The organism is Pseudomonas sp. G.S.17, from assembly GCF_038096165.1.
Lineage (GTDB): Bacteria > Pseudomonadota > Gammaproteobacteria > Pseudomonadales > Pseudomonadaceae > Aquipseudomonas.
The window spans coordinates 725,191-746,797 of the sequence record NZ_CP151076.1 but is presented as its reverse complement, the minus strand read 5'-3'; the positions used below and the strand labels follow the sequence as shown (position 1 = coordinate 746,797).

General features: G+C 59.2%; 20 protein-coding genes. 11 read left to right on the top strand and 9 right to left on the bottom strand.

Translation table 11 applies throughout. The features are described from left to right. The first annotated feature begins 44 nt into the window (after positions 1-44). Complete coding sequence (locus AABC73_RS03350) at positions 45-578, top strand: ferritin-like domain-containing protein (RefSeq protein WP_065833851.1); 534 nt, start codon at positions 45-47, stop codon at positions 576-578. 92 nt (positions 579-670) lie between these two features. Here AABC73_RS03350 and AABC73_RS03345 read toward each other — a convergent pair whose 3' ends face one another. Continuing rightward, the gene (locus AABC73_RS03345) at positions 671-2,740 is read right to left on the bottom strand and encodes an AsmA family protein (RefSeq protein WP_341522455.1); all 2,070 of its coding nucleotides are present in this window, start codon (positions 2,738-2,740) and stop codon (positions 671-673) included. A gap of 217 nt (positions 2,741-2,957) precedes the next feature. Between AABC73_RS03345 and AABC73_RS03340 the strand changes: the two genes are divergently transcribed. The 7 genes from AABC73_RS03340 to AABC73_RS03310 all read left to right on the top strand — a co-directional run bounded on the left by AABC73_RS03340 (position 2,958) and on the right by AABC73_RS03310 (position 7,846). Then, entirely contained in the window at positions 2,958-3,176 is a 219-nt protein-coding gene (locus AABC73_RS03340) for a hypothetical protein (protein WP_341522454.1), read from the top strand. 83 nt (positions 3,177-3,259) lie between these two features. Further along, entirely contained in the window at positions 3,260-3,889 is a 630-nt protein-coding gene (locus AABC73_RS03335) for a TetR family transcriptional regulator (RefSeq protein WP_341522453.1), read from the top strand. A gap of 236 nt (positions 3,890-4,125) precedes the next feature. Beyond that, the gene (gene ureE, locus AABC73_RS03330; RefSeq protein WP_341522452.1) at positions 4,126-4,626 is read left to right on the top strand and encodes an urease accessory protein UreE; all 501 of its coding nucleotides are present in this window, start codon (positions 4,126-4,128) and stop codon (positions 4,624-4,626) included. Continuing rightward, entirely contained in the window at positions 4,623-5,297 is a 675-nt protein-coding gene (locus tag AABC73_RS03325) for an urease accessory protein UreF (protein ID WP_341522451.1), read from the top strand. Before ureE ends, AABC73_RS03325 begins: the two co-directional genes overlap by 4 nt. Before the next feature lie 33 nt (positions 5,298-5,330). Continuing rightward, positions 5,331-5,948: an urease accessory protein UreG gene (gene ureG, locus AABC73_RS03320; protein ID WP_065833857.1), complete on the top strand. Its 618-nt coding sequence runs from the start codon at positions 5,331-5,333 to the stop codon at positions 5,946-5,948. A gap of 26 nt (positions 5,949-5,974) precedes the next feature. Next, entirely contained in the window at positions 5,975-6,547 is a 573-nt protein-coding gene (locus tag AABC73_RS03315; RefSeq protein ID WP_341522450.1) for a HupE/UreJ family protein, read from the top strand. Between the two features lie 162 nt (positions 6,548-6,709). Continuing rightward, positions 6,710-7,846, top strand: a complete 1,137-nt coding sequence (locus AABC73_RS03310; RefSeq protein WP_341522449.1) for an AGE family epimerase/isomerase — start codon at positions 6,710-6,712, stop codon at positions 7,844-7,846. Positions 7,847-7,985: 139 nt separating this feature from the next. Here AABC73_RS03310 and AABC73_RS03305 read toward each other — a convergent pair whose 3' ends face one another. From AABC73_RS03305 to AABC73_RS03270, 8 genes are all read right to left on the bottom strand, one after another. After that, complete coding sequence (locus AABC73_RS03305; RefSeq protein WP_341522448.1) at positions 7,986-8,750, bottom strand: SDR family oxidoreductase; 765 nt, start codon at positions 8,748-8,750, stop codon at positions 7,986-7,988. Between the two features lie 887 nt (positions 8,751-9,637). After that, on the bottom strand, positions 9,638-10,354 hold the full coding sequence (locus tag AABC73_RS03300) for an ABC transporter ATP-binding protein (RefSeq protein WP_341522447.1): 717 nt from the start codon (positions 10,352-10,354) through the stop codon (positions 9,638-9,640). Further along, entirely contained in the window at positions 10,351-11,226 is an 876-nt protein-coding gene (locus AABC73_RS03295; RefSeq protein ID WP_341522446.1) for an ATP-binding cassette domain-containing protein, read from the bottom strand. Before AABC73_RS03295 ends, AABC73_RS03300 begins: the two co-directional genes overlap by 4 nt. After that, on the bottom strand, positions 11,223-12,542 hold the full coding sequence (gene livM / locus AABC73_RS03290; RefSeq protein ID WP_341522445.1) for a high-affinity branched-chain amino acid ABC transporter permease LivM: 1,320 nt from the start codon (positions 12,540-12,542) through the stop codon (positions 11,223-11,225). The genes AABC73_RS03295 and livM overlap by 4 nt, the downstream gene beginning before the upstream one ends. Positions 12,543-12,545: 3 nt before the next feature. Beyond that, positions 12,546-13,460, bottom strand: a complete 915-nt coding sequence (locus AABC73_RS03285) for a branched-chain amino acid ABC transporter permease LivH (RefSeq protein ID WP_341522444.1) — start codon at positions 13,458-13,460, stop codon at positions 12,546-12,548. 173 nt (positions 13,461-13,633) lie between these two features. After that, positions 13,634-14,770 (bottom strand): branched-chain amino acid ABC transporter substrate-binding protein, encoded by a 1,137-nt coding sequence (locus AABC73_RS03280; RefSeq protein ID WP_341522443.1) that lies wholly within the window; start codon positions 14,768-14,770, stop codon positions 13,634-13,636. 357 nt (positions 14,771-15,127) lie between these two features. Then, positions 15,128-16,411 carry an FAD-binding oxidoreductase gene (locus tag AABC73_RS03275; protein WP_341522442.1) on the bottom strand — a complete coding sequence of 428 codons (1,284 nt, stop codon included), beginning with the start codon at positions 16,409-16,411 and terminating at the stop codon, positions 15,128-15,130. Positions 16,412-16,558: 147 nt separating this feature from the next. Continuing rightward, the gene (locus tag AABC73_RS03270; protein ID WP_341522441.1) at positions 16,559-18,049 is read right to left on the bottom strand and encodes an aldehyde dehydrogenase family protein; all 1,491 of its coding nucleotides are present in this window, start codon (positions 18,047-18,049) and stop codon (positions 16,559-16,561) included. A gap of 151 nt (positions 18,050-18,200) precedes the next feature. On the opposite strand from AABC73_RS03270, the gene AABC73_RS03265 reads away from it, so the two are divergent. From AABC73_RS03265 to nadE, 3 genes are all read left to right on the top strand, one after another. Continuing rightward, on the top strand, positions 18,201-19,091 hold the full coding sequence (locus AABC73_RS03265) for a LysR substrate-binding domain-containing protein (RefSeq protein ID WP_341522440.1): 891 nt from the start codon (positions 18,201-18,203) through the stop codon (positions 19,089-19,091). A gap of 233 nt (positions 19,092-19,324) precedes the next feature. Continuing rightward, on the top strand, positions 19,325-20,524 hold the full coding sequence (pncB, locus tag AABC73_RS03260) for a nicotinate phosphoribosyltransferase (RefSeq protein WP_341522439.1): 1,200 nt from the start codon (positions 19,325-19,327) through the stop codon (positions 20,522-20,524). A 47-nt stretch (positions 20,525-20,571) separates the two neighbouring features. Next, positions 20,572-21,399: an ammonia-dependent NAD(+) synthetase gene (nadE, locus tag AABC73_RS03255; RefSeq protein ID WP_341522438.1), complete on the top strand. Its 828-nt coding sequence runs from the start codon at positions 20,572-20,574 to the stop codon at positions 21,397-21,399. The last annotated feature ends 208 nt before the right edge of the window (positions 21,400-21,607 follow it).

Below are 21,607 nucleotides of genomic sequence, written 5' to 3'. Positions count from 1 at the left end.
TCAAGAGCGAGACGGATAACCGGATTAGCCTTTGGAGATTCAAGATGAACGATTCACAGCAACTCTCTGACGTCAGCACCCTGCGCCAGCGCGCCCGCCTGAACGTGGAAAACGGCGCCGTGACCGAAGGCTACAGCGCCGACCGGGAAACCGTCCTGCGTCTGCTCAACGAGTCACTGGCCACCGAACTGGTCTGCGTCCTGCGCTACAAACGTCACTACTACATGGCGACCGGCCTGAAAGCCGCGACCGCTGCGGCCGAGTTTCTGGAGCACGCCGAGCAGGAAGCCGAACACGCCGATTTGCTGGCCGAACGTATCGTGCAACTGGGCGGCGAGCCGGAATTCAATCCGGACCTGTTGTCGAAGAATTCCCACGCGCAGTACGTAGCCGGTAATACGCTCAAGGAAATGGTTTACGAAGACCTGGTGGCCGAACGCATCGCCATCGACAGTTATCGGGAAATCATCCAGTACATCGGCGAACAGGATCCGACCACACGGCGCATCTTCGAAACCATCCTCGCTCAGGAAGAAGAGCACGCCGATGACATGGCGGATATTTTGAAGGACCTGTAATTTTTGTAAGCGTTATGGGCAATCCGTAGGACCGGCTTCAGCCGGGAGGACGTTCTCCCGGCTGAAGCCGGTCCTACGGGTTCGCTCAGTCGTTACTGCACCGTCTTCGGCGCCTTGCCTGCGCGCATCTGCTCCAGCAACGGCGTGCATTGGTTGGGTACGTCACCGCTGCTGGGTGCCACCAGCGCCAGCAAGCCTGCCGCCGGGCCAATCGCTGCGCCCAGCAGCACCATGCCAGCACCGCGCAGCAGCAGCGGACCGGTTTGCACGCCGGCGCTCGGTTTGGCGAACGGGCCGCGCACGTACAACGGCGAACGCAGCGAGAAGACCCGGAAGCCCTTGGATTCCGGCTTGATTGCCAGGTCCAGTTGCTCGGTCTTGAAGTTCGCCGTGCCATCGATGTAGATGATCGCGTTCTCGGTATCGAACACAAACAGCCGCGTGCTCAACAGACCGTCCTTGATGCCCATGTCCGAAGCCGCGCAATTGATCTTCACGTCCTTGTCGCCGAACAGGCGGCCTACTACGTAATTACCCACGTTGAGCCCGGCGATTTCCATCAGGCTGCGGCTGATGGCGCCGTCGTTGACCAGCATCTTCAGATCACCATTGGCGCTGCCCAGCAACGCCGCGATGGAGTTGCCCCGGCCGCTGATATCCGCATCGCCGTTCAGCTCACCGAAACTGGTCTTCATCGGTTCAAAGGTCGGGAACAGCTGCTTGAGCTTGAGTTGGCGTGCCGAGATTTTGGCCCGGCCTTGCAATGGCTGATTCCGGCCATCGAGCCGCACATCCGCATCCAGCTTGCCGCCCGCGACGCCGAAACGCAGGGGTTGCAGGCTGAGCTGGCCGTCGTCGAGAACGACATGGGTATACAGATCAGAGAACGGCAGGTCCGGGCTCTGCACGATTTTCTTGCCGGTGAACTCGACGTCGGCGTCCATGGCACGCCAGCGATCCGTCTGGAATTCCTCGACGGGCAACACTTTGCCTGCCGGCTGCTTGCTGTCGCCGCCGCGTTTTTTCTGCGCGGCGTTGGAGTCCGCACCAATCAGCGGCGCCAGGTCGGTGAACAGCAATTGATTGGAAACCAGTGCGCCGGTCAGTTTCGGCCTCGGCTGGCTGGCAACGAAGCCGAGATCACCATGAATGTCGCTGTTGCCGATCTTGCCGTTGAAGCCTTCGTAGCGGAAGTTCGCGCCCGCCGGATCATGCAGCTTGGCGATCAGATGACCGTCAGTGGCGTACGCCGGCGAATCGGGCAAGGTCACGCCGGTCAGCGGATACAGATTGCCGAGGCTGCTGCCGGACAGTTTCAGGCGCAGATCCAGCGCACCGAGATTCTGCGGATCAGTCAAGGTACCGGCCACCGCCGCGTGGGTGTCGCCGATCTGCACGTCGGCCTGCACCGGGAACGGCTGCGCGGCATCCTTGAGCGCCAGCAGGCCACCGACTTTGCCGGTGCCGTTGAGTTTCTGGCCGTGATACTGCCCTTTGTAGCTGAGGCCGAACGCGTAATCCTGCGGCGTAATGCCCTTGTCCTTGGCTTTTTTCGCTTCGCCGCTGCCGACGATATCGCTGAACGGAATGGGCTTGCCCAGTGGATCGATGACCACATCCACCTGAGTTTTCAAGGTCTGGTCGTTGAGGCTGACCAGCCCTTGATCGAACTTGATCGCGCCGATATCCAGCACCCATTTCGACGGCTGTGCATTGGGGTCGGATTTGGGCAGGTCGAACGTCCAGTTGGCGCGGCCATCGGCCAGGCGCTCAAGCTTCGCGTCCGGCCCGGTCAGGTCGATACGCGGGATTACTACGTTTTGCCAAAGCAGCGGCAGCGGCGCCAGACGGAATTCGACGCGCTTCAACGTTGCCATTTGCGGGGTTTTCGACCATTCAGGATTACCCAGGCTGAGGTCTTCGGCGACGAAACGCGGCCAGGGCACCCACGCGCGCCAGCCACCTTGCTCCGGCTCACGCGCCCACAGCACCGCCAGATTGCCATTGATGGCGAAAGGCCGATGCAGCGCTTCACTGACTTTTTCGTTGAGGGTTGGCTTGATGCGGTTCCAGTCGAACGTGGCGATCACAATGACCAATACAGCCAGGACCAATATCAGGACAACACCGGTCCAGGCGAAAATTTTACGACTGCGCGTCATTGCACGACTCTCCAGATGACAACCACCCTCGCGGGCGCATTGCGTACGACTTTGCTGTTCGACTGATAAAAGTCGTGAGGGTTTGATTCGGTTCTACAAAAAGCAGCTTCAAGTGGGCTCAATCATTTTTAATGATTACCACCATTAGCCGTATGAAGTTCTCTCTGGACGACCGGAGCGGCATATTAGCGCCGTACCCAACCCGAGACACCTCATCATGAAACGCCCACTGTTGCTCACCCTGACCTTTTCGCTTCTGACCGCCAATGCTTTTGCCATGCCTGCGGCCGAGCAACCTGTGTCCGGTGAGGCGAAGATGGAATCCCAGGCCGTGCACAAGGCCGTGGCGCAGGACACTCCGCGCCTGATTCAGCAGTACCAACGCGTTGCCGAACATGGCCCCGAGCGTCTGGTGCAGCAATATCAGCGGGTTTGAAGCTTTATTGAATTCGCGTTCACGCCTGATCAGCGCATTTGTTAAAGTGCCGAACCGTCCCTTTGCAGAATTCAGCCCGCCCCATGTTGCCCCGCGCCGAACAGAAACAACAAACCCGACACGCCCTGCTCGACGCCGCGCGCAGTCTGATGGAAAGCGGGCGCGGCTTTGGCAGCCTGAGCCTGCGGGAAGTCGCGCGCACGGCCGGAATCGTCCCCACCGGGTTTTATCGACACTTTGATGACATGGACCAACTGGGCCTGGCGCTGGTCAGCGAAGTCGGCCAGACCTTTCGGGAGACCATCCGCCTGGTGCGGCACAACGAAATGGTCCTGGGCGGCATCATTGATGCGTCGGTGCGAATCTTCCTCGACGTCGTGGCTTCCAAGCCCTCGCAGTTTCTGTTTCTGGCGCGTGAACAATACGGCGGCTCGCAGCTGGTTCGACAGGCGTTGGGCGCATTGCGCGAAGGCATCAGCGCCGACCTCGCGGCGGATCTTGGCAAAATGCCCAAATGGCAGCATCTGGACCCGGCCTCCTTGTCGGTGATCTCCGATCTGGTGGTTAAAAGCGTTTTCGCCATGCTGCCGGAACTCATCGACCCGCCCGCCGCAACCCTGGCGCCGCACTTGACCCCGCAAGCCAAAATCACCCAGCAACTGCGCTTTATCTTCATCGGTGCGCGCCATTGGAAGGGCCTGGGCAGCATGTAGGAGCGGCTTCAGCCGCGAGGCTGTTTGTCCGCATTGAGGCCTGCTCGCGGCAAAAGCCAGCCCTGCAACGTAGCGCACCATTAATGACCACAGTTAAAATCACGCACCAAAAAGCATCACCGAAATCACCCTCACCTGAATAACGCCTCCTGTCTGTAAGCAATTTCCCACGCCATGCACTGTTGGCAAGCCCCTTGCTCTGCTTTGAAGCATCGTAATTAGCGGGAAGCTTCCTGATGCTGGTGATTCATCGCAGAATCGAACCTCAAGCCGAATGGGCCGCAGAGCTGCATTTGAATTTCGAAGCGCGCAGCAAAAGCCGGCTGCGCTGCTTCAGTGCCGAAGGCGAAGATGTCGGGTTGTTCCTCGAGCGCGGGCAACCACCGTTGCGTGATGGCGAGTGTCTGCAAGCCGAAGACGGCCGCATCGTTCGCGTCTGCGCTCGCCCGGAACAACTGATGCACGTGACCTGCAGCAGCGCCTTTGAGCTGACCCGTGCGGCTTACCATTTGGGTAACCGCCACGTGGCGCTGCAAGTGGGCGACGGCTGGCTGCGCTTGCTCGACGACTACGTGCTCAAAGCGATGCTCGATCAGCTGGGCGCTACCACCGAATCCATCGAAGCGCCGTTTTCCCCAGAGCACGGCGCTTACGGCGGCGGTCATCACCATTCCCGCGCGGGCGAAGAAGACTTCAACTATCCACCGCGCCTGCACCAATTTGGCGTACGCACGTGAACAGCGCCTGGGCGCTGCTGCGTCTGGCCAGTCCGCAATTGCCGATTGGCGGTTACAGCTACTCCCAAGGTCTGGAAATGGCCGTGGAACAGGCGTTGGTCAAGGATTCTCCCAGCGCACGCCGCTGGATCAGCGACCAACTGCTGCTCAACCTCGCCCGTTTCGAAGCACCGCTGCTGCTCGCCCATTGCAACGCTGCCGCCGAAGACGACTGGTGCCAGTTGCTGCAATTGAGCCACGAACATCGCGCCAGCCGGGAAACCCGCGAACTGCATCAGGAAAGCCGGCAGATGGGCTATTCCCTGCAGCAATTGCTCAACGGCTTGCCTGAGTTGGACCCGCCCGCCCGCAAATTTCTTGAACAGACTGAAGAACCACATCTGGCCCTGGGCTGGGCGCTGGCCGCGCGCGCCTGGCAGATCAGCCCGCAGGATGCGCTGGCCGCCTGGCTCTGGAGCTGGCTGGAAAACCAGTTGGCAGTGCTGATGAAGACCTTGCCGCTGGGCCAGCAAGCCGCGCAGCGCCTGACCAGCGAGTTGCTGCCGTTGCTGCAACAGGCGCAACAACAGGCCACGAGCGTTGATTTACAGCACATCGGCAGCGCGCCGTTTGGCGTGGCGCTGGCGAGCATGGCCCACGAACGTCAATACAGCCGACTGTTTCGGTCCTGAATTTTTATCGAATAGAGCTCAACGGAGAACTCAATGAACAGCCAACCTCTGCGCGTCGGCATCGGTGGCCCGGTCGGGTCCGGCAAGACCGCCCTGACTCTGGCGTTGTGCCTGGCCCTGCGCGAGCGCTACAACCTGGCGGTGGTCACCAACGATATCTACACCCGCGAAGACGCTGACTTTCTGGTGCGCAATGAAGCCTTGGCGCCCGAGCGGATCATCGGCGTGGAAACCGGCGGCTGCCCGCACACGGCGATTCGCGAAGACGCCTCGATCAATCTGGAAGCGGTGGATCAGCTCAACCGACGCTTTCCAGGCCTGGATCTGATCATCGTCGAATCCGGTGGCGACAACCTTTCGGCGACGTTCAGCCCGGAACTGTCGGACCTGACCATTTACGTGATCGACGTTTCCGCCGGCGACAAGCTGCCACGCAAAGGCGGCCCAGGGATATGCAAATCCGACCTGCTGGTGATCAACAAGATCGACCTGGCACCGCTGGTTGGCGCGTCGCTGGAGATGATGGACCGCGATACGAAAAAGATGCGTGGCGAAAAGCCGTTCGTCTTCAGTAACCAGAAAACCGGCGTCGGTCTGGAACAGATCATTGCCTTTATCGAGCGCCAGGGTCTGCTGACCGAAGCCGCGTGAATCCACTTCATCAAGGAAGCCTTTCAATGAATTACACCAAAGCCTTCGGCGCTCTCGCCCTGTTGCTGGTCCCGGCCCTGGCCTTCGCTCACCCCGGGCATGGCGATAACGGTCTGATCGCGGGGATCAGCCACCCCATCGGCGGTCTGGATCACTTGTTGGCGATGATCGCCGTGGGTTTGTGGGCTGCGCAGCAAAAAGGCGCGGCACGCTGGGCACTGCCGTGCACCTTCGTCGGCACCATGTTGATCGGCGGCTTGCTGGGTTTCGAAGGCATTGACCTGCCAGCGCTGGAAAGCGGGATTGCCGCGTCGGTGTTGGCCTTGGGCCTGGCCGTGGCGCTGGCGGTGCGTCCGCCGTTGTTCATGGCCGTTGGCGCCACTGCGTTGTTTGCGCTGTTCCACGGCGTTGCTCACGGCCTTGAGCTACCGGAAATGTCCAGCCCTTGGGCTTATGCGACTGGCTTCGTTGCCGCCACGGCTGCACTGCATGCCGCCGGTTACGCCGCCGTGCGCTTCCTGCCAACCGCCGCTGCGCCGTTGGTGCGTGTTGCCGGTGCACTCTCGGCTGCTGCGGGTGTCTGGTTGTTGGCCGCCTGAACCTCAACGCCCAACCGACGCCTTCGCGAGCAAGCTCGCTCCCACGGGATTACATCGGATCCTGTGGGAGCGAGCTTGCTCGCGAATGGCTCGACGCGGTGCATCAGATACTCCCCGCCTGCTACCATGTCGCGCAATTCGCCCTTGCCGTGACGTCAGCCGATGCCCGATGTTTCCAGCTCCGCCTCCCACTCCGCCTCGAACACGGTATTTGCCGCCCTTGAGGAGCATTTCCTGCGCGTGATCGTTCCGCTCTGGCTGGGTCCGGGCTGGAATGCAGATATGGCGTTGCCCTACGAAGCCGTGGACGCCGAGCATCGCCCGTTGCCGCCGCAGCGCTACCGAGCCATGGCCTGTGCGCGACAGTTGTTCGTGTTTTCCAGCCTGATTGATCATCCGTCGGTGCCTGAAGCTGCGGACCGCGCTGCGGCGTTGTTTCGCTCGCTGCAAGGTCACTTCCACGATGCTGAAAACGGCGGCTGGTTCTACAGCATCGATCCGCAAGGCGCGCCGCTGGATCGCCGCAAGGATCTGTACACCCACGCGTTCATCATTTTTGCCTGCGCACATTATTGGGCCAAGGTCCGCGAGCCGCTGGTGGAGTCAGTCTTCAATGCGGCGCTGACCGTCGTCGCCGAGCGTTTCGCCGACGGCACCGGGCTGTACGAAGCGATGCTTGGCGAAGACTGGACGTCACTGAACACGGGGCCACTGCAAAATCCGCTCATGCACCTGGCTGAAGCCTTCCTCGCGACCCTGGCCGTGCGTGAAGACGCCGCCACGGTCGGCGCGCTGGATGATCTGGTGCACGGCATGCAGGAACGCTTTGTGGATAACGCCCACGGCGTGATGCTGGAAAAACCGCTGGGAGCTGTGGATAACTGGTACGAACCCGGTCATCAATTCGAATGGTTCTTCCTGCTGGATTCTTCGTCACACCTGCGTGGCAGCCCGCTGCACACATCGCTGACCCAGGCGTTCGCCCATGCCGAAGCGCAAGGCGTCGACCCGCAGACGGGCGCGGTAGTGGCGATGCTGGAAGTGGACGGCACGGTTCGCGACGGCACCCAGCGCATCTGGGCGCAAGCGGAATACCTGCGGGCGCTGGCGTTGCGGCCTGACAGTGAGGCGGCGCTAGGTCGTGAGTTGCGCGCGCTGCAAACGCGCTTTCTGCACGCCAGCGGCTGGAATGAATGCCTGGACAGCGCCGGCCAGGTCAGCCGCAGCGACATGCCGTCAACCACGCCGTATCACCTGGCGACCTGTTATATCGGCCTGGCGGAGTATTTTCGGGGCTGATCGAATCGACCAAATCAAAACCTGTGGGAGCAAGCTTGCTTGCGAAGGCAATGTTCCGGCTCAGAAAATTTTTCCGGCTGTACCGTCCTCTTCGCGAGCAAGCTCGCTCCCACACGTTTAAATTCAGCCGCCTCCAGATTTACCCGCGATTACGATCAATCGCAAAGCCGGCCCAGGTCTGGCTTACCGGCATCAGCTCAAGGCTGTTGATGTTCACGTGCGCCGGGGTGTTCATGATCCAGAAGATCGTATCGGCAATGTCCTGCGGCTGAATCGGCTCGGCGCCCGCGTAAGTGGCGTCGTACTTGCTCTGATCGCCACCGAAACGCACCAGCGAGAACTCGCTCTCGCACAGGCCTGGCTCAAGATTGGTGACGCGCACGCCCGTGCCGATCAGGTCATTGCGCAGGTTCAGCGAGAACTGACCGACAAATGCCTTGGTGCCGCCGTAGACGTTGCCGCCCGGATATGGATAGTTGCCCGCAACCGAACCCAGGTTGACGATACTCGCTCCGCGACCATGGGCGATAAGGCGTGGCAGCAGCAAGCGCGTGCTGTAGACCAGACCCTTGATGTTGGTGTCGATCATGGTGTCCCAATCGTCCAGGTCGCATTTCGGCGCAGGATCGATGCCCAGCGCCAGACCGGCGTTGTTGATCAGACCTGTGATCTTGGCGAACTCCGCAGGCAGCCCCTCGATAGCGGCCTCCATGGCGGCACGATCACGTACGTCCAGCACCAGCGTGTGCACTTTGGTCTGTTTGGACAATTCAACGCTCAGGGCGTTGAGGCGCTCTTCACGGCGACCGGTCAAGATCAGCGACCATCCGGCTTCGGCAAAACGGCGCGCACAGGCTTCGCCAAATCCGGAAGTTGCCCCGGTAATGAACACAGTGGAAGTCATTTCGTTCTCCTGAAGTGGCACGAGGCAATGCTGCCCCTTGGAAGCGTTAAATCGAACAAGGCCAGCAGAATGCCCGCCCAGACCGGTTACCGGCAAGTCTGTGGATAAAACATTCATGCAGCTGTACAAAAAACAACCAGCCAGAGCCGAGCCAGTTCCCACATGGCCTGCACGCAGTTTTACCCACGTTATCCACAGCCAGACCCACAGTCTTTGGGAGTAAGTACAAAACAGTACAAGCTAGACATGGCGCGGCCTGCAGGACGAAAGACGACGTTTTTCCCTTGACGTCGCGCCTGGCATCTGTAAAGGCCGTGAAACAAGATCAGTCGGGTAGATTTCCAAGGGCTGCTGCGAGCCAGACCAACCGGCACTTTGCCGACTATTTCCAACGCTTGCCCACAGACTTATCCACAGGCTGGACCGTTCTAAAAGCTGTATGAAAAACCAGTCTTTAAAACGTTGACAAACCCCGGTAAAGGAACTGAAAAAACCACTGGTCAAAATTTGATCACATCGCTACAACCCGCAGAAACAAAGGGCTTCAGCCAGCTACTCCCACGTTATTCACAGGCACCTCCACAGTAAACCTGAACAAGTCAAAAGCGTGACAAAACAACTATTTGCAGCGTCTTTATGTCGCGGTTTAGCGGCACGTCAAAAATGTTTTCCACAATTGGCGAAGTGGCTTTAAAGCCTGGTATTTGTGCATTCCGAATAAGCGGGAATTTTAATGTGGGAGCGAGCCTCCTCGCGAGGAGGCAGGTGAATCAGCTAAATTTACCGCGACCTCGAAACAGCATTCGCGAGCAAGCTCACTCTCACAGACTCCAGAAAACCAAAAAAGAGGCCGAAGCCTCTTTTTTGTTCACACCGCTATCAAGCAATCAATGCCCGCCCAGATAAGCGTTCCTGACCTCTTCGTTGACCAGCAGCTCCTTGCCGGTGCCAGTCAGGCGGATTTCGCCGTTGACCATCACGTAGGCCCGGTCAGACAGTCGCAACGCGTGGTTGGCGTTCTGCTCGACGAGGAAGATGGTCATGCCGGTGGCCGCCAGTTCACGCAGGGTCGAGAAGATCTGTTTGACGATGATCGGCGCCAGACCCAGGCTCGGTTCGTCGAGCAACAGCAGTTTGGGCCGGCTCATCAGGGCGCGGGCGATGGCAAGCATTTGCTGCTCGCCGCCGGACATGGTCATGGCGCGCTGGTTACGGCGCTCCTTGAGGCGCGGGAACAACTCGAACATGCGCTGCATGTCTTCAGCCGAGTGTTTGTCGCCAATCGGGATGGTGCCCATCATCAGGTTTTCTTCCACCGACATGTCGGGGAATACCCGCCGCCCTTCCGGCGACTGCGCGATACCGTTGGACGCGATGTAGTGCGACGACTTGTGGGTGATGTCGGTGCCCTGATAGATGATCTGCCCGCTTGCCGCACGCGGCTGGCCAAAGATCGACATCAACAGCGTGGACTTGCCCGCGCCATTGGAGCCAATCAGGCTCACGGTTTCGCCTTCGTTGATGTGCAGCGAGACTTTTTTCAGGGCCTGGATAGGCCCGTAAAACACATCGATCTCTTTCAATTCGAGGATCGGCTTACTCATACCAACTCCTCTTCATCAGCGCCCAGATACGCGGCGATCACTTTCGGATCGTTGCGGATCTGTTCCGGCCCACCGGCGGCAATCACGTTGCCGTGGTCGAGCACCACAATATCGTCGGAAATTCCCATGACCATGCCCATGTCGTGCTCGATCAGCACGATGGTCATGTCGTGTTCGTCGCGCAGCAAGCGGATCATGCCGCTCAAGGCTTCGGTTTCCTGCGGATTGAGGCCCGCGGCCGGTTCGTCGAGGCAGATAACCTGCGGCCGCGTGCACATGGCCCTGGCGATTTCCAGACGGCGCTGCTGGCCGTAAGACAATTCACCGGCCAGACGATTGGCGCAATCCACCAGATCCACCACTTCCAGCCAGTAAAACGCGGTGTTGATCGCGTCTTCTTCGGCCTTGCGGTAGCCCTTGGTGTTGAGGATGCCGGCCAGCATGCTGCGGTTGACCCACATGTGCTGGGCGACCAGCAGGTTTTCCAGCACCGACATTTCCTTGAACAGGCGAATGTTCTGGAAGGTTCGCGCCAGCCCGGCACGGTTCACCAGATGGGTGCCACCGAACATCTTGTAGTACACGCGGCTGAGGAAGCTTTTTGGCGAGACAAAATCCGTGGCCTGGAAGGGTTCGCCCAGCAGCTTGATGACGTTGGTCGCTGTTCCGCGCGTATGCAGCTCGATACGCCCACCGGTGGCTTTATAGAAACCGGTCAGGCAGTTGAACACCGTGGTCTTGCCCGCGCCGTTGGGGCCGATCAGGGCAAAGATCGAATTCTTGCGGACCTTGATGCTGACGTCGCTGAGCGCCTTGATACCGCCGAAGTGCATCATCAGATGTTCGACAGAGAGAATGATTTCGCTGCTCATGGCGTAACTCCCTGTTTCCCAGTGGCATTGGGATCAACCAACACACCCTTGCGCGGGCGAACGCCGGTACGGCTGATGCGGATCAGGCCGCGTGGGCGCCAGATCATCATCAACACCATCAGGATTCCGAACAGCAGGACGCGATACTCCGAGAAGCTGCGCAGCAATTCCGGAGCAACGGTCAACACGAAGGCTGCAATTACAACGCCGACGGTGGAGCCCATGCCACCCAAAACCACGATAGCGAGAATCAAGGCCGACTCGAAGAAGGTGAACGACGTCGGGTTGACGAAGCCTTGATAACTGGCGAAAAACACCCCGGCCAGACCTGCCGTGGACGCACCAATAGTAAACGCCGAGAGCTTGACCAGTACGTGGTTTAGACCCATGGAACGACAGGCGATCTCATCCTCGCGCAGCGCTTCCCAGGCACGACCGATAGGCATGCGGGTCAAGCGGTGCTTGACGTACAGCACCGCCAGCACGACCAGGAACAGCACCGCATAGATGAAGATGAATTTCAGGTCCGGGTTGTAATCGAAGCCGAAAAACTCATGAATCGGCACCCCGCCATCTTTGGCACGGCGACCGAATTCCAGGCCAAAGAACGTCGGCGATGGCACCGGCACGCCGTTGGGTCCGCCGGTGAACGACAGCCAGTTGTTCAGCACCAGACGAATGATTTCGCCAAAGCCCAACGTCACGATGGCCAGATAGTCACCGTGCATGCGCAAGACCGGGAAGCCGAGAATGCAGCCAGCCAACGCTGCCGCCATGGCCGCCAATGGCAATGCCGACCAGAAACCCAGGCCGAGGTACTGATAACCCAGTGCCAGTCCGTAAGCGCCGATGGCATAGAACGCCACGTAACCCAGGTCGAGCAGACCGGCCAGACCGACCACGATGTTCAGGCCAAGGCCCAGCAGCACATAAATCAGGCCGAGAATGACCACGGTAAGGATGTATTTGTTGGCGAACACCGGGAACACGATGGCGATCACGATCAGCAGCGGGATGACCCAGTACAGCTTGCTCTTGTGGTCAGGCTTGAGCACATGCACGCCAGAGCCGGAACTTTCGAAGCTCTGGGAAATGGCGATGCCTTTGGGCGTCTGCAGGAACAGGCTCATCAGGAAGCGGCCAACCATGACGATTGCCACCAGCCAGGCCACGCGGGTCGGTTGCAGATTAAAGCTATAGCCGTCGAGGACAATGCCGACGATAGGACCGAACACAATAAGCGCCAGCAAACCGGCCACCACCGCGTCGATTATGCTTTGCTTGATATTGATGGGTTTAGCGATAGGAGCAGACATACTTTATACCTTCGCCACGAGTGGGCGACCCAGCAGGCCTTGAGGACGGAAAATCAGGATCAGGACCAACAGTCCGAAGCTGAACACGTCTTTGTAGTCGGAATTGACCAGACCGGAGAACTGCGACTCGGCAACCCCCAGGATCAATCCGCCCAGCATCGCACCCGGCAGCGAGCCGATGCCGCCCAATACCGCAGCAGTGAATGCCTTGATGCCAATGACGAAGCCGGCATAGAAGTCAAACGTGCCATAGTTCATGGTGATCAATACACCGGCCAGCGCCGCCATGGCTGCGCCGATGATGAACACGTAGGAAATCACCCGGTCGGTGTTGATGCCGAGAATGGATGCCATTTTTCGATCCTGTTGGGTCGCGCGGCACATCCTGCCCAGCTTGGTGTACTTGATGATGTAGGTCAGTACGCCCATGCCGACGAAAGCGGCAATCAGGATGAAGATCTTGGTGTAGGTGATCTGCACGAAACCCGTGCCGATCTCGATGCGCCAGGCACCTTCGAGCAGCGTGGGCACACCCTGCTGGCGCGCGCCCTGGCTGATCTGTGCGTAGTTTTGCAGGATCAGCGAGATACCGATGGCACTGATCAGTGGCGCCAGGCGTGTCGAGTTGCGCAGCGGCTTGTACGCCACCCGCTCGATGACAAAGCCATAGACCCCAGTCACCACAACGGTGAAGACCAGAGTGCCGAGAATAAGGAACGGGAAGGACTCAACCCCAAAGAAGGACAGGACCGCCAGGCCGATGGCGGCCAGGTAAGCGGAGATCATGTAAACGTCGCCGTGGGCGAAGTTGATCATGCCGATGATGCCGTAAACCATCGTGTAACCGATGGCGATCAAGCCGTACACCGACCCAAGGGTCAGCCCGTTGACCATTTGCTGCAGGAAAATACCATCCATCACGCACGCTCACGAATCTTGAAAGGCCATTTGAATACGGCCCGAATACTCCCTCGTGAGGTGCACCGGGCCGACATCATGTGGCAACAGAAGAACTCAAGGGGCGCGAAATCCACACCCCATTACGAAGACGAACCGGTGTCCTGAAACACCCGTTTGACTATGCGCGTTGCTTACTTCTGCTTATCGAGCTGATGGTATTTACCGTCTTTGTCCCATTGGTAAACCACGTAGTCGGAAACCTTCAGGTCGCCTTTGGCATCCCAGGTTTTCTCGCCCATGACGGTTTTGACCGGGTGGGCTTTGAGCCATACGCCAGCAGCGTCGCCTTTGTTGGACTTCGCACCGTTGAACGCCGCAGCCAAGGCTTGCACCGAAGCATAAGCGTAAAGGGTGTAGCCTTCAGGCTCGTAACCGGACTTGCGGAATTCTTCAACCACAGCCTTGCTGTCAGGCAGCATGCGCGGGTCGGCACCGAAGGTCATGTATACGCCGTCAACGTATTGCGGGCCGCCAGCCGTGGTGACCAGTTCATCAGTCACGATGCCGTCATCGGACATGAACTTGACGTCTTTCAGGCCTTGTTCACGCAGTTGGCGAACCAGTGGACCGGCTTCCGGGTGCAGACCACCGAAGTAGACGACATCGGCGCCAACCGAACGAATTTTGGTGACCAGGGCGCTGAAGTCTTTTTCGCCACGGGTCAGACCTTCGTACAGGACTGGAGTCACGCCGCGCGCGATCAGCTGCAATTTGGTCGCGTCGGCCAGGCCTTGGCCGTAGGTATCCTTGTCGTGGATGACCGCGACTTTCTTGCCTTTGAGCACGTCAACGATGTAGTCGCCGGCGACGATACCTTGCTGGTCATCGCGGCCGCACATGCGGAACATTTCTTTCAGGCCACGCTCGGTCACAGCCGGATTGGTTGAGCCTGGAGTGATCGCGATGATGCCTGCGTCACTGTAAATTTCAGAAGCCGGGATGGTCGACGAAGAGCAGAAGTGGCCTACGACTCCGATGACTTTGTCCTGGTCAACCAAACGGTTGGCAACAGCCACGGCCTGCTTCGGCTCGCATGCGTCATCGCCTGCAACCAAAACTATTTTTTCCCCGTTGACGCCGCCAGCCTTGTTGATAGCGTCGGCAGCCGCTTGAGCGCCTTTCATGTATTGCTGGCCAAACGATGCGTTGGCGCCAGTCATTGGACCCGCAACACCGATTTTGACATCAGCCTGAGCAAACGAAGACACGCCCAATGCAGTAGCAACTGCGATTGCCAGAAAGCCTTTCCTGTAAAACGTCTGCGACATGAGTGGTGCTCCTGAGGTTTTTTTTGATTAGCACTGCGACTACAGAGATTGCTCTGAGCAAGTGGCGTGCCATTCGTTTTTTATTCTGAAAAAACTCATGAATTTGTTGAAAGTCGTTCGTTTAGAGCCTTCGTTGCAGGGCGTGCAACCGTCTAGGACGCGCCAGGTGCAACCCACACAAAAAAAAGAGCAACCCAAGCAAACAAAACTAGCAACCCGTCCAATAAGCCACGTACAACCTTGCTGTAACAGCTTGCGTCACCGAAGTGCACACCGTAGGTGCGCTCGCGCTACGAGACGCACCATTTGAGGTTAGTGGATTAAGAGCAAAGCGCCTGATACAGCAGCGGTTTTTGGTCAGATCACGACGCGCAGGCACTGACCGGCGTGATAAAGGGAGAATCCCGCTTCATAAAATGCGCTACGCAGCCCGGCACCCGCCAGCGGCACCATGGGTGTAAACGGAATTGGCAGCACTGTGGAATCGCCACTGCACAGGTAATCGGCAAAGGCTTTACCAACCACGGTCCCGGTTGTATTCCCGCGACCGTTGTAACCTGTCACCGCGACCAGACCTGGGGCAGGTTCGAACATGCGTAACAGATGATCGGGCGTAAATGAGATGCAGCCGGTCCAGGTGCATTCCCATTCCACATTTTTCAGGTACGGGTAATAGTGCTGTTGCACACGATCAGCCCATGCCTTCAGGAACCAGCCCGGCTTTTGATTGCCATTGCCCAGGCTGCCCAGCAACAAGCGACCGTCGGCATCGCGGCGAATGCTGCTCAATACCTGGCGCGTGTCCCACGAACCCTGACCAAACGGCAGCACTTGCTGCGCCGCCTCGTCGTTCATCGGCGTTGACGCCACCTGATAGTAATAACCGGGGAAGAAGCTGCGCCGCAGTTCAGTCCACTGGCCTTCGGTGTAGGCGTTGGAGGCGATCACCACTTTCTCGGCCAGCACCGCGCCATGCTCGGTGACCACGCACCATTTATCGCCCTGGCGCTCAAGACGGGTGACCGGTGAATGATCGAACAACTGACCACCCAGACGACCCACCGCCGACGCCAGCCCGCTGGTGTACGCCATCGGATTGAAGGTACCGGCGCGCCGGTCCAGCAGCGCGGCGGTGATTTTCGTGGTGCCGGTGGCTTCTTCGCAGGCCTTGCCCGTCAACAACTCGACCGGTGCGCCGCGACGCGTCCATTGCTGCTCGCGACTGCGCAGATCGGCCACACCCTTGGCGTTATGCGCCATATGCAACGTGCCTTCACGGCGCAGCTGGCAATCAATGCCGTATTTGTCGATCAGGCTGAACACCAGCGCCGGCGCTGCGCCGAGCATCTGGTTCAACTGGCTGCCAATGGCTTCGCCAAAACCGGCTTCGATGTCATCCGGCGGGATCCACAGCCCGGCGTTTACCAACCCCACATTGCGCCCCGAGCCACCATGGCCGCTGCGATGGGCTTCCAGCACGGCAACGCGCTTGCCCTGTTCGAGCAAGTGAATCGCTGCCGACAAACCGGTAATGCCTGCGCCAATGACGCACACATCGACCGTCAACTCACCCCGCAACGCCTGGGCTTCAGGACGTTGGGGCGTCAGCGTTTCCCACAGACATTCTTCGCGTAGCGGCATCGCAAAACCCCGAAAGAGACAGCGCCTTTGATAACCCTGGAAAATTACCTCGACTGGCCGGACACCTTCGCGAGCAAGCTCGCTCCCACAAAACTGCGAACTCTCTGTGGGAGCGAGCTTGCTCGCGAATAATCTGCAGACATCCTCTTAATCGAAGGTAATCCCCTGCGCCAACGGCAATTCCAGTGAGTAGTTCACGGTTGCGGTCTGGCGGCGCATGTAGGCGCGCCACGAGTCGGAGCCGGATTCACGGCCACCACCGGTTTCTTTCTCGCCGCCGAATGCGCCACCGATTTCTGCGCCGCTCGGGCCGATGTTGACGTTGGCGATGCCGCAATCGCTGCCCAGCGCGGACATGAACTGCTCGGCTTCACGCACGTCAGTGGTAAAGATGCACGACGACAGACCTTGCGGTACCGCGTTGTTCAGGCGCAGTGCCTCGTTGAAATCTTCGTAGCCAACCACGTACAGGATCGGCGCGAAGGTTTCGGTGCAGACCACATCGCTCTGCTCAGGCATTTCCACGATGGACGGGGAAACGTAGTAGGCATTGGGGAATTTATCTTCCAGCTGACGCTTGCCGCCGAAAACCTTGCCACCTTCGCTCAACGCCTGCTCCAGCGCGTCCTGCATGTTTTCGAAGCTCTGCTTGTCGATCAGCGGGCCGATCAGATTGCCTTCCAGCGGGTGACCGATGCGGATTTTCTCGTAAGCGGTTTTCAGACGCGCGACGATCTCGGCCTTGACCGATTCGTGGGCAATCAGACGGCGCAGGCTGGTGCAACGCTGGCCGGCAGTACCGACGGCGCTGAACAGAATGGCGCGCACGGCCAGATCCAGGTCAGCGCTCGGGCTGAGGATCATCGCGTTGTTGCCGCCCAGTTCCAGAATGCTGCGGGCAAAACGTGCGGCGACTTTCGGCGCGACTTCACGGCCCATGCGGGTGCTGCCGGTGGCGCTGATCAAGGCCACGCGTGGATCATCGACCAGCGCTTCGCCCGCAGCGCGGCCGCCAATGATGACCTGAGCCAGATACGCCGGAGCGCCGGCGAAGTCCTTGGCCACTTTGTCGAACAGCGCCTGGCAGGCCAGACCGGTCAGCGGGGTTTTTTCCGAAGGTTTCCACAGCACCGAGTTACCACACACCAGCGCCAACGTGGTGTTCCAGGCCCAGACCGCAACCGGGAAGTTGAAGGCGCTGATCACGCCGACCACGCCCAGCGGGTGCCAGGTTTCACGCATGTGGTGGCCCGGACGCTCGGAAGCGATGGTCAAACCGTACAGCTGGCGGGACAGACCGACCGCGAAGTCGCAGATATCGATCATTTCCTGCACTTCGCCCAGGCCTTCCTGAGTGATCTTGCCGGCTTCCCAGGAAACCAGTTCGCCCAGGTCAGCCTTATGTTTGCGCAGCGCTTCGCCGAACAGACGGATCAGCTCGCCACGGCGCGGTGCCGGAACCTTGCGCCAGGCATCAAAGGCCGCGTCGGCACGGCTGATTTGTTGCTCGACTTCAGCAGCACCTTCCCAATTCACAGCGCCGATGCGGCTACCGTCGATGGGGGTGTGAACAGGCTTATCGCCCTTCTGATAAAGCGCGGGGTCGACACCGAGACGGGTTAGCAAGTCGGTAAGCATGTTCTCTCCTGATTTCGGGAATGCTGAAAATACGGGTAAATCCTCAGCCTCTAGTAATAGCTGGGTATACGCGCCTCAACAAACGACCATTAGGCGAGATATCATTCCGTTTATTCATGCTGAGCACCGGAACAGGCAAAAAGGCCCGAACATGCTGAACAAACGCCACTTACCGTCGATCACTGCCCTGCAATGCTTCGAAGCCGTCACGCGCCACCTGAGCTTCACCCGCGCCGCCGAAGAGATGAACCTGACGCAAAGTGCGGTCAGCAAGCAAGTGGCGCAGCTGGAAGAACTGGTGCAGCACTTGCTGTTTCGCCGGGTTCGCCGCCGCCTGCAACTGACGCCGGCCGGCGCGCTGTATCTGGGCGAAGTTCGCAAGATCCTCAGCCAGGTGGAAATGTCCACGCTGTTCCTGCGCTCTTATGGCGGCGAAACCGAGGTGCTGCGCGTTTCGACGCCGCCGACCTTCGGCGCCCGCTGGCTGGTGCCACGTCTCAAGGGCTGGCGGCTGCGGCATCCGCACATCCACCTGGATCTGGTCAACGAGCAGGAAACCGATGATCTGGCGCAAAGCCGCTGCGACCTGGCGTTCTATTTCGGCCAGGGAGCGCGGCCGGGGGCGGAAAGCATGAAGTTGTTCGGCGAAGAACTGATCCCGGTCTGCGCGCCGGGTTGCCTGCCGGACCAGCCATTCAGCGACCCGACGCAACTGACCGACCTGGTGCTGCTGCAAAGTGCTTCGCGCCCGCAAGGCTGGCACGACTGGTTCGAAAGCCAGGGTTATCACACCGAACACAGCTATCACGGGCCGCGCTTCGAAACCTTCTATATGTGCATCCGTGCCGCACAGGTCGGCTGCGGCGTCGCACTGCTGCCGCGCTTTCTGGTGGAAGAAGAACTGGCCGACGGCAAACTGGTCATCCCCTGGCAATACGCCCTGCCGAGCACCGATTCCTATTACATGGCCTACCCCGAACACGCCGCCGACGTGCCGAAGATCCGGGATTTTGTCGAGTGGATGATGGAGCAGTTGGGGTAATAGCGAGCAAATACCCGTTGGAGCGAGGCTTGCCCGCGAAGGCATATTTTCAAGCGAGCAATGTGTTGAATGGAAGTCCGATTCGCGGGCAAGCCTCGCTCCAACGGCGCCATGGCGTTGAATTCATTCCCCCCAATCCCGCCGCCACTGGCATTATGTCCGCCATCGTCAACCAACACTGATTCAGATTCGTTTTGGCCGCGTCTGGCGGCCGGTCCTGCTGGAGCGACCCAATGAGCGAGAGCGCATTCTCCAATCGCATCGTGCAAAACCTGCTCGACACCGATCTGTACAAGCTGTCCATGATGCAGGCCGTCCTGCATAACTACCCCAACGTCGACGTCGAGTGGGAGTTTCGCTGCCGCAATGGCGAGGATCTGCGGCCGTATCTGGGCGAAATCCAGCAGCAGGTCGAGCATCTGTGTGAGTTGTCCCTGAGTGCCGAAGAATTGGGTTTCCTGGAGCGCATCAACTTCATGAAGCCGGACTTCCTGAGGTTTCTCGGTCTGTTCCGCTTCAATACCCGCTATATCAAATGCAGCATCGAAGACGATCAGCTGTGCATCCGCCTGCAAGGGCCGTGGCTGCACGTGATTCTGTTCGAAGTGCCGGTGCTGGCGATTGTCAGCGAAGTGCGCAATCGTCATCGCCATCCGCAGATTCTGCTCAGTCAGGCCACGGATCAGCTGCACCGCAAATTCGACTGGCTGACCGCCAATGCGCAACCCGACGAGTTGGCCGCGCTGAAAGTGGCCGACTTCGGCACGCGTCGACGCTTTTCCTATCGAGTGCAGGAAGAAGTGGTCAGCGTCCTCAAGAAGGATTTCCCCGGCCAGTTCGTCGGTACCAGCAACGTGGATCTGGCGCGCAAGCTGGACCTCAAGCCGCTGGGCACCATGGCTCACGAATGGATCATGGCCCATCAACAATTGGGGCCACGGCTGATCGACAGCCAGATTGCCGCGCTCGATTGCTGGGTGCATGAATACCGTGGCCTGCTGGGCATCGCCCTGACCGATTGCATCACCACCGACGCTTTCCTGCGCGATTTCGATCTGTACTTCGCCAAGTTATTCGATGGCTTGCGTCATGATTCGGGCGACCCGGTGCAGTGGGCCGAAAAATGCATCACTCATTACCAGAAGATCGGCATCGACCCGATGACCAAGACGCTGGTGTTCTCGGACGGGCTGACTTTACCCAAGGCGCTGGAAATATTTCGCGCTTTGCGTGGTCGCATCAATGTCAGCTTCGGGATTGGCACTAACCTGACTGCCGACATCCCCGGTGTCGAGCCCATGAGCATCGTGCTGAAAATGACTGCCTGTGCAGGTCAGCCGGTGGCGAAGATTTCCGATGAGCCCGGCAAGACCCAGTGCAAAGACCCGAATTTCGTCGCTTATCTGCGACACGTGTTCAAAGTAACCGCTTAGTTTTTTCGCACGCGAATCGCCGTTCTTAACCTACCAAGGAGTGAATCATGCAAGGCGTACAACTCCAGATCGCTGAACAACTGAAGGTGCATCCCCCTTTCGCAGACGAAAGCGCGCTGCAGGCGGAAGTCGCCCGGCGCATCGTGTTCATTCAGGATTGCCTGCAAAACGCGCGGCTCAAGACGTTGGTGCTCGGTATCAGCGGCGGGGTTGATTCTCTCACTGCCGGCTTGCTCGCCCAGCGCGCGGTCGAAGAGCTACGTAGCACGACCGGCGACGACAGCTATCGGTTCATCGCGGTGCGCTTGCCGTATCTGGTGCAGCACGACGAGCATGAGGCGCAGGCTTCAGTGGATTTCATCAAGCCGGATGAACGGCATACGGTAAATATCGGCCCGGCGGTCAAAGCCCTGGCGACCGAGATCAAAGCGTTTGAAGACCAGAATGCCAGCGCCGTGGATTTTGTCGTCGGCAACACCAAGGCGCGCATGCGCATGGTTGCTCAGTACACCATTGCTGGCGCACACCAAGGATTGGTGATCGGCACCGATCATGCGGCCGAAGCGGTCATGGGTTTCTTCACCAAGTTCGGCGATGGCGCGTGCGATCTTGCACCGCTCAGCGGCCTGGTGAAAAATCAGGTTCGCGCGATTGCTCGTCACTTCGGCGCGCCGGAAGCCCTGGTCGAGAAAATTCCGACTGCCGACCTGGAAGACCTCGTACCCGGCAAACCGGATGAAGCCTCTCACGGCGTGACCTACGCCGAGATCGACGCCTTCCTGCATGGCGAACCGGTTCGCGAAGAAGCGTTCAAGATCATCTGCGACACGTACCGCAAAACCCAGCACAAGCGGGAGTTGCCGTACGCGCCATGAAGTGCTAGCGGTGACATGTAGGAGGGGACTTGTCCCCGAAGGCGTCATTTCAGACGGCAAAATCGGGTTATTTCGTTGCCTGACCGATTGCCTTCGGGGACAAGTCCCCTCCTGCCAGTCTGCGCGGATGGGTACTCGGCAATAGAAAACGGAATGACCCCGTCGTTTTTTTTCGCTTGTCGGGTTCGGGCATTGGGGCTTAGATAGC

Coding starts and splice junctions, on each gene's coding strand:
- AABC73_RS03350 (WP_065833851.1), top strand. CDS start 45: ATGAACGATTCACAGCAACTCTCTGACGTCAGCACCCTGCGCCAGCGC.
- AABC73_RS03345 (WP_341522455.1), bottom strand. CDS start 2,740: ATGACGCGCAGTCGTAAAATTTTCGCCTGGACCGGTGTTGTCCTGATA.
- AABC73_RS03340 (WP_341522454.1), top strand. CDS start 2,958: ATGAAACGCCCACTGTTGCTCACCCTGACCTTTTCGCTTCTGACCGCC.
- AABC73_RS03335 (WP_341522453.1), top strand. CDS start 3,260: ATGTTGCCCCGCGCCGAACAGAAACAACAAACCCGACACGCCCTGCTC.
- ureE (WP_341522452.1), top strand. CDS start 4,126: ATGCTGGTGATTCATCGCAGAATCGAACCTCAAGCCGAATGGGCCGCA.
- ureG (WP_065833857.1), top strand. CDS start 5,331: ATGAACAGCCAACCTCTGCGCGTCGGCATCGGTGGCCCGGTCGGGTCC.
- AABC73_RS03315 (WP_341522450.1), top strand. CDS start 5,975: ATGAATTACACCAAAGCCTTCGGCGCTCTCGCCCTGTTGCTGGTCCCG.
- AABC73_RS03310 (WP_341522449.1), top strand. CDS start 6,710: ATGCCCGATGTTTCCAGCTCCGCCTCCCACTCCGCCTCGAACACGGTA.
- AABC73_RS03305 (WP_341522448.1), bottom strand. CDS start 8,750: ATGACTTCCACTGTGTTCATTACCGGGGCAACTTCCGGATTTGGCGAA.
- AABC73_RS03300 (WP_341522447.1), bottom strand. CDS start 10,354: ATGAGTAAGCCGATCCTCGAATTGAAAGAGATCGATGTGTTTTACGGG.
- AABC73_RS03295 (WP_341522446.1), bottom strand. CDS start 11,226: ATGAGCAGCGAAATCATTCTCTCTGTCGAACATCTGATGATGCACTTC.
- livM (WP_341522445.1), bottom strand. CDS start 12,542: ATGTCTGCTCCTATCGCTAAACCCATCAATATCAAGCAAAGCATAATC.
- AABC73_RS03285 (WP_341522444.1), bottom strand. CDS start 13,460: ATGGATGGTATTTTCCTGCAGCAAATGGTCAACGGGCTGACCCTTGGG.
- AABC73_RS03280 (WP_341522443.1), bottom strand. CDS start 14,770: ATGTCGCAGACGTTTTACAGGAAAGGCTTTCTGGCAATCGCAGTTGCT.
- AABC73_RS03275 (WP_341522442.1), bottom strand. CDS start 16,411: ATGCCGCTACGCGAAGAATGTCTGTGGGAAACGCTGACGCCCCAACGT.
- AABC73_RS03270 (WP_341522441.1), bottom strand. CDS start 18,049: ATGCTTACCGACTTGCTAACCCGTCTCGGTGTCGACCCCGCGCTTTAT.
- AABC73_RS03265 (WP_341522440.1), top strand. CDS start 18,201: ATGCTGAACAAACGCCACTTACCGTCGATCACTGCCCTGCAATGCTTC.
- pncB (WP_341522439.1), top strand. CDS start 19,325: ATGAGCGAGAGCGCATTCTCCAATCGCATCGTGCAAAACCTGCTCGAC.
- nadE (WP_341522438.1), top strand. CDS start 20,572: ATGCAAGGCGTACAACTCCAGATCGCTGAACAACTGAAGGTGCATCCC.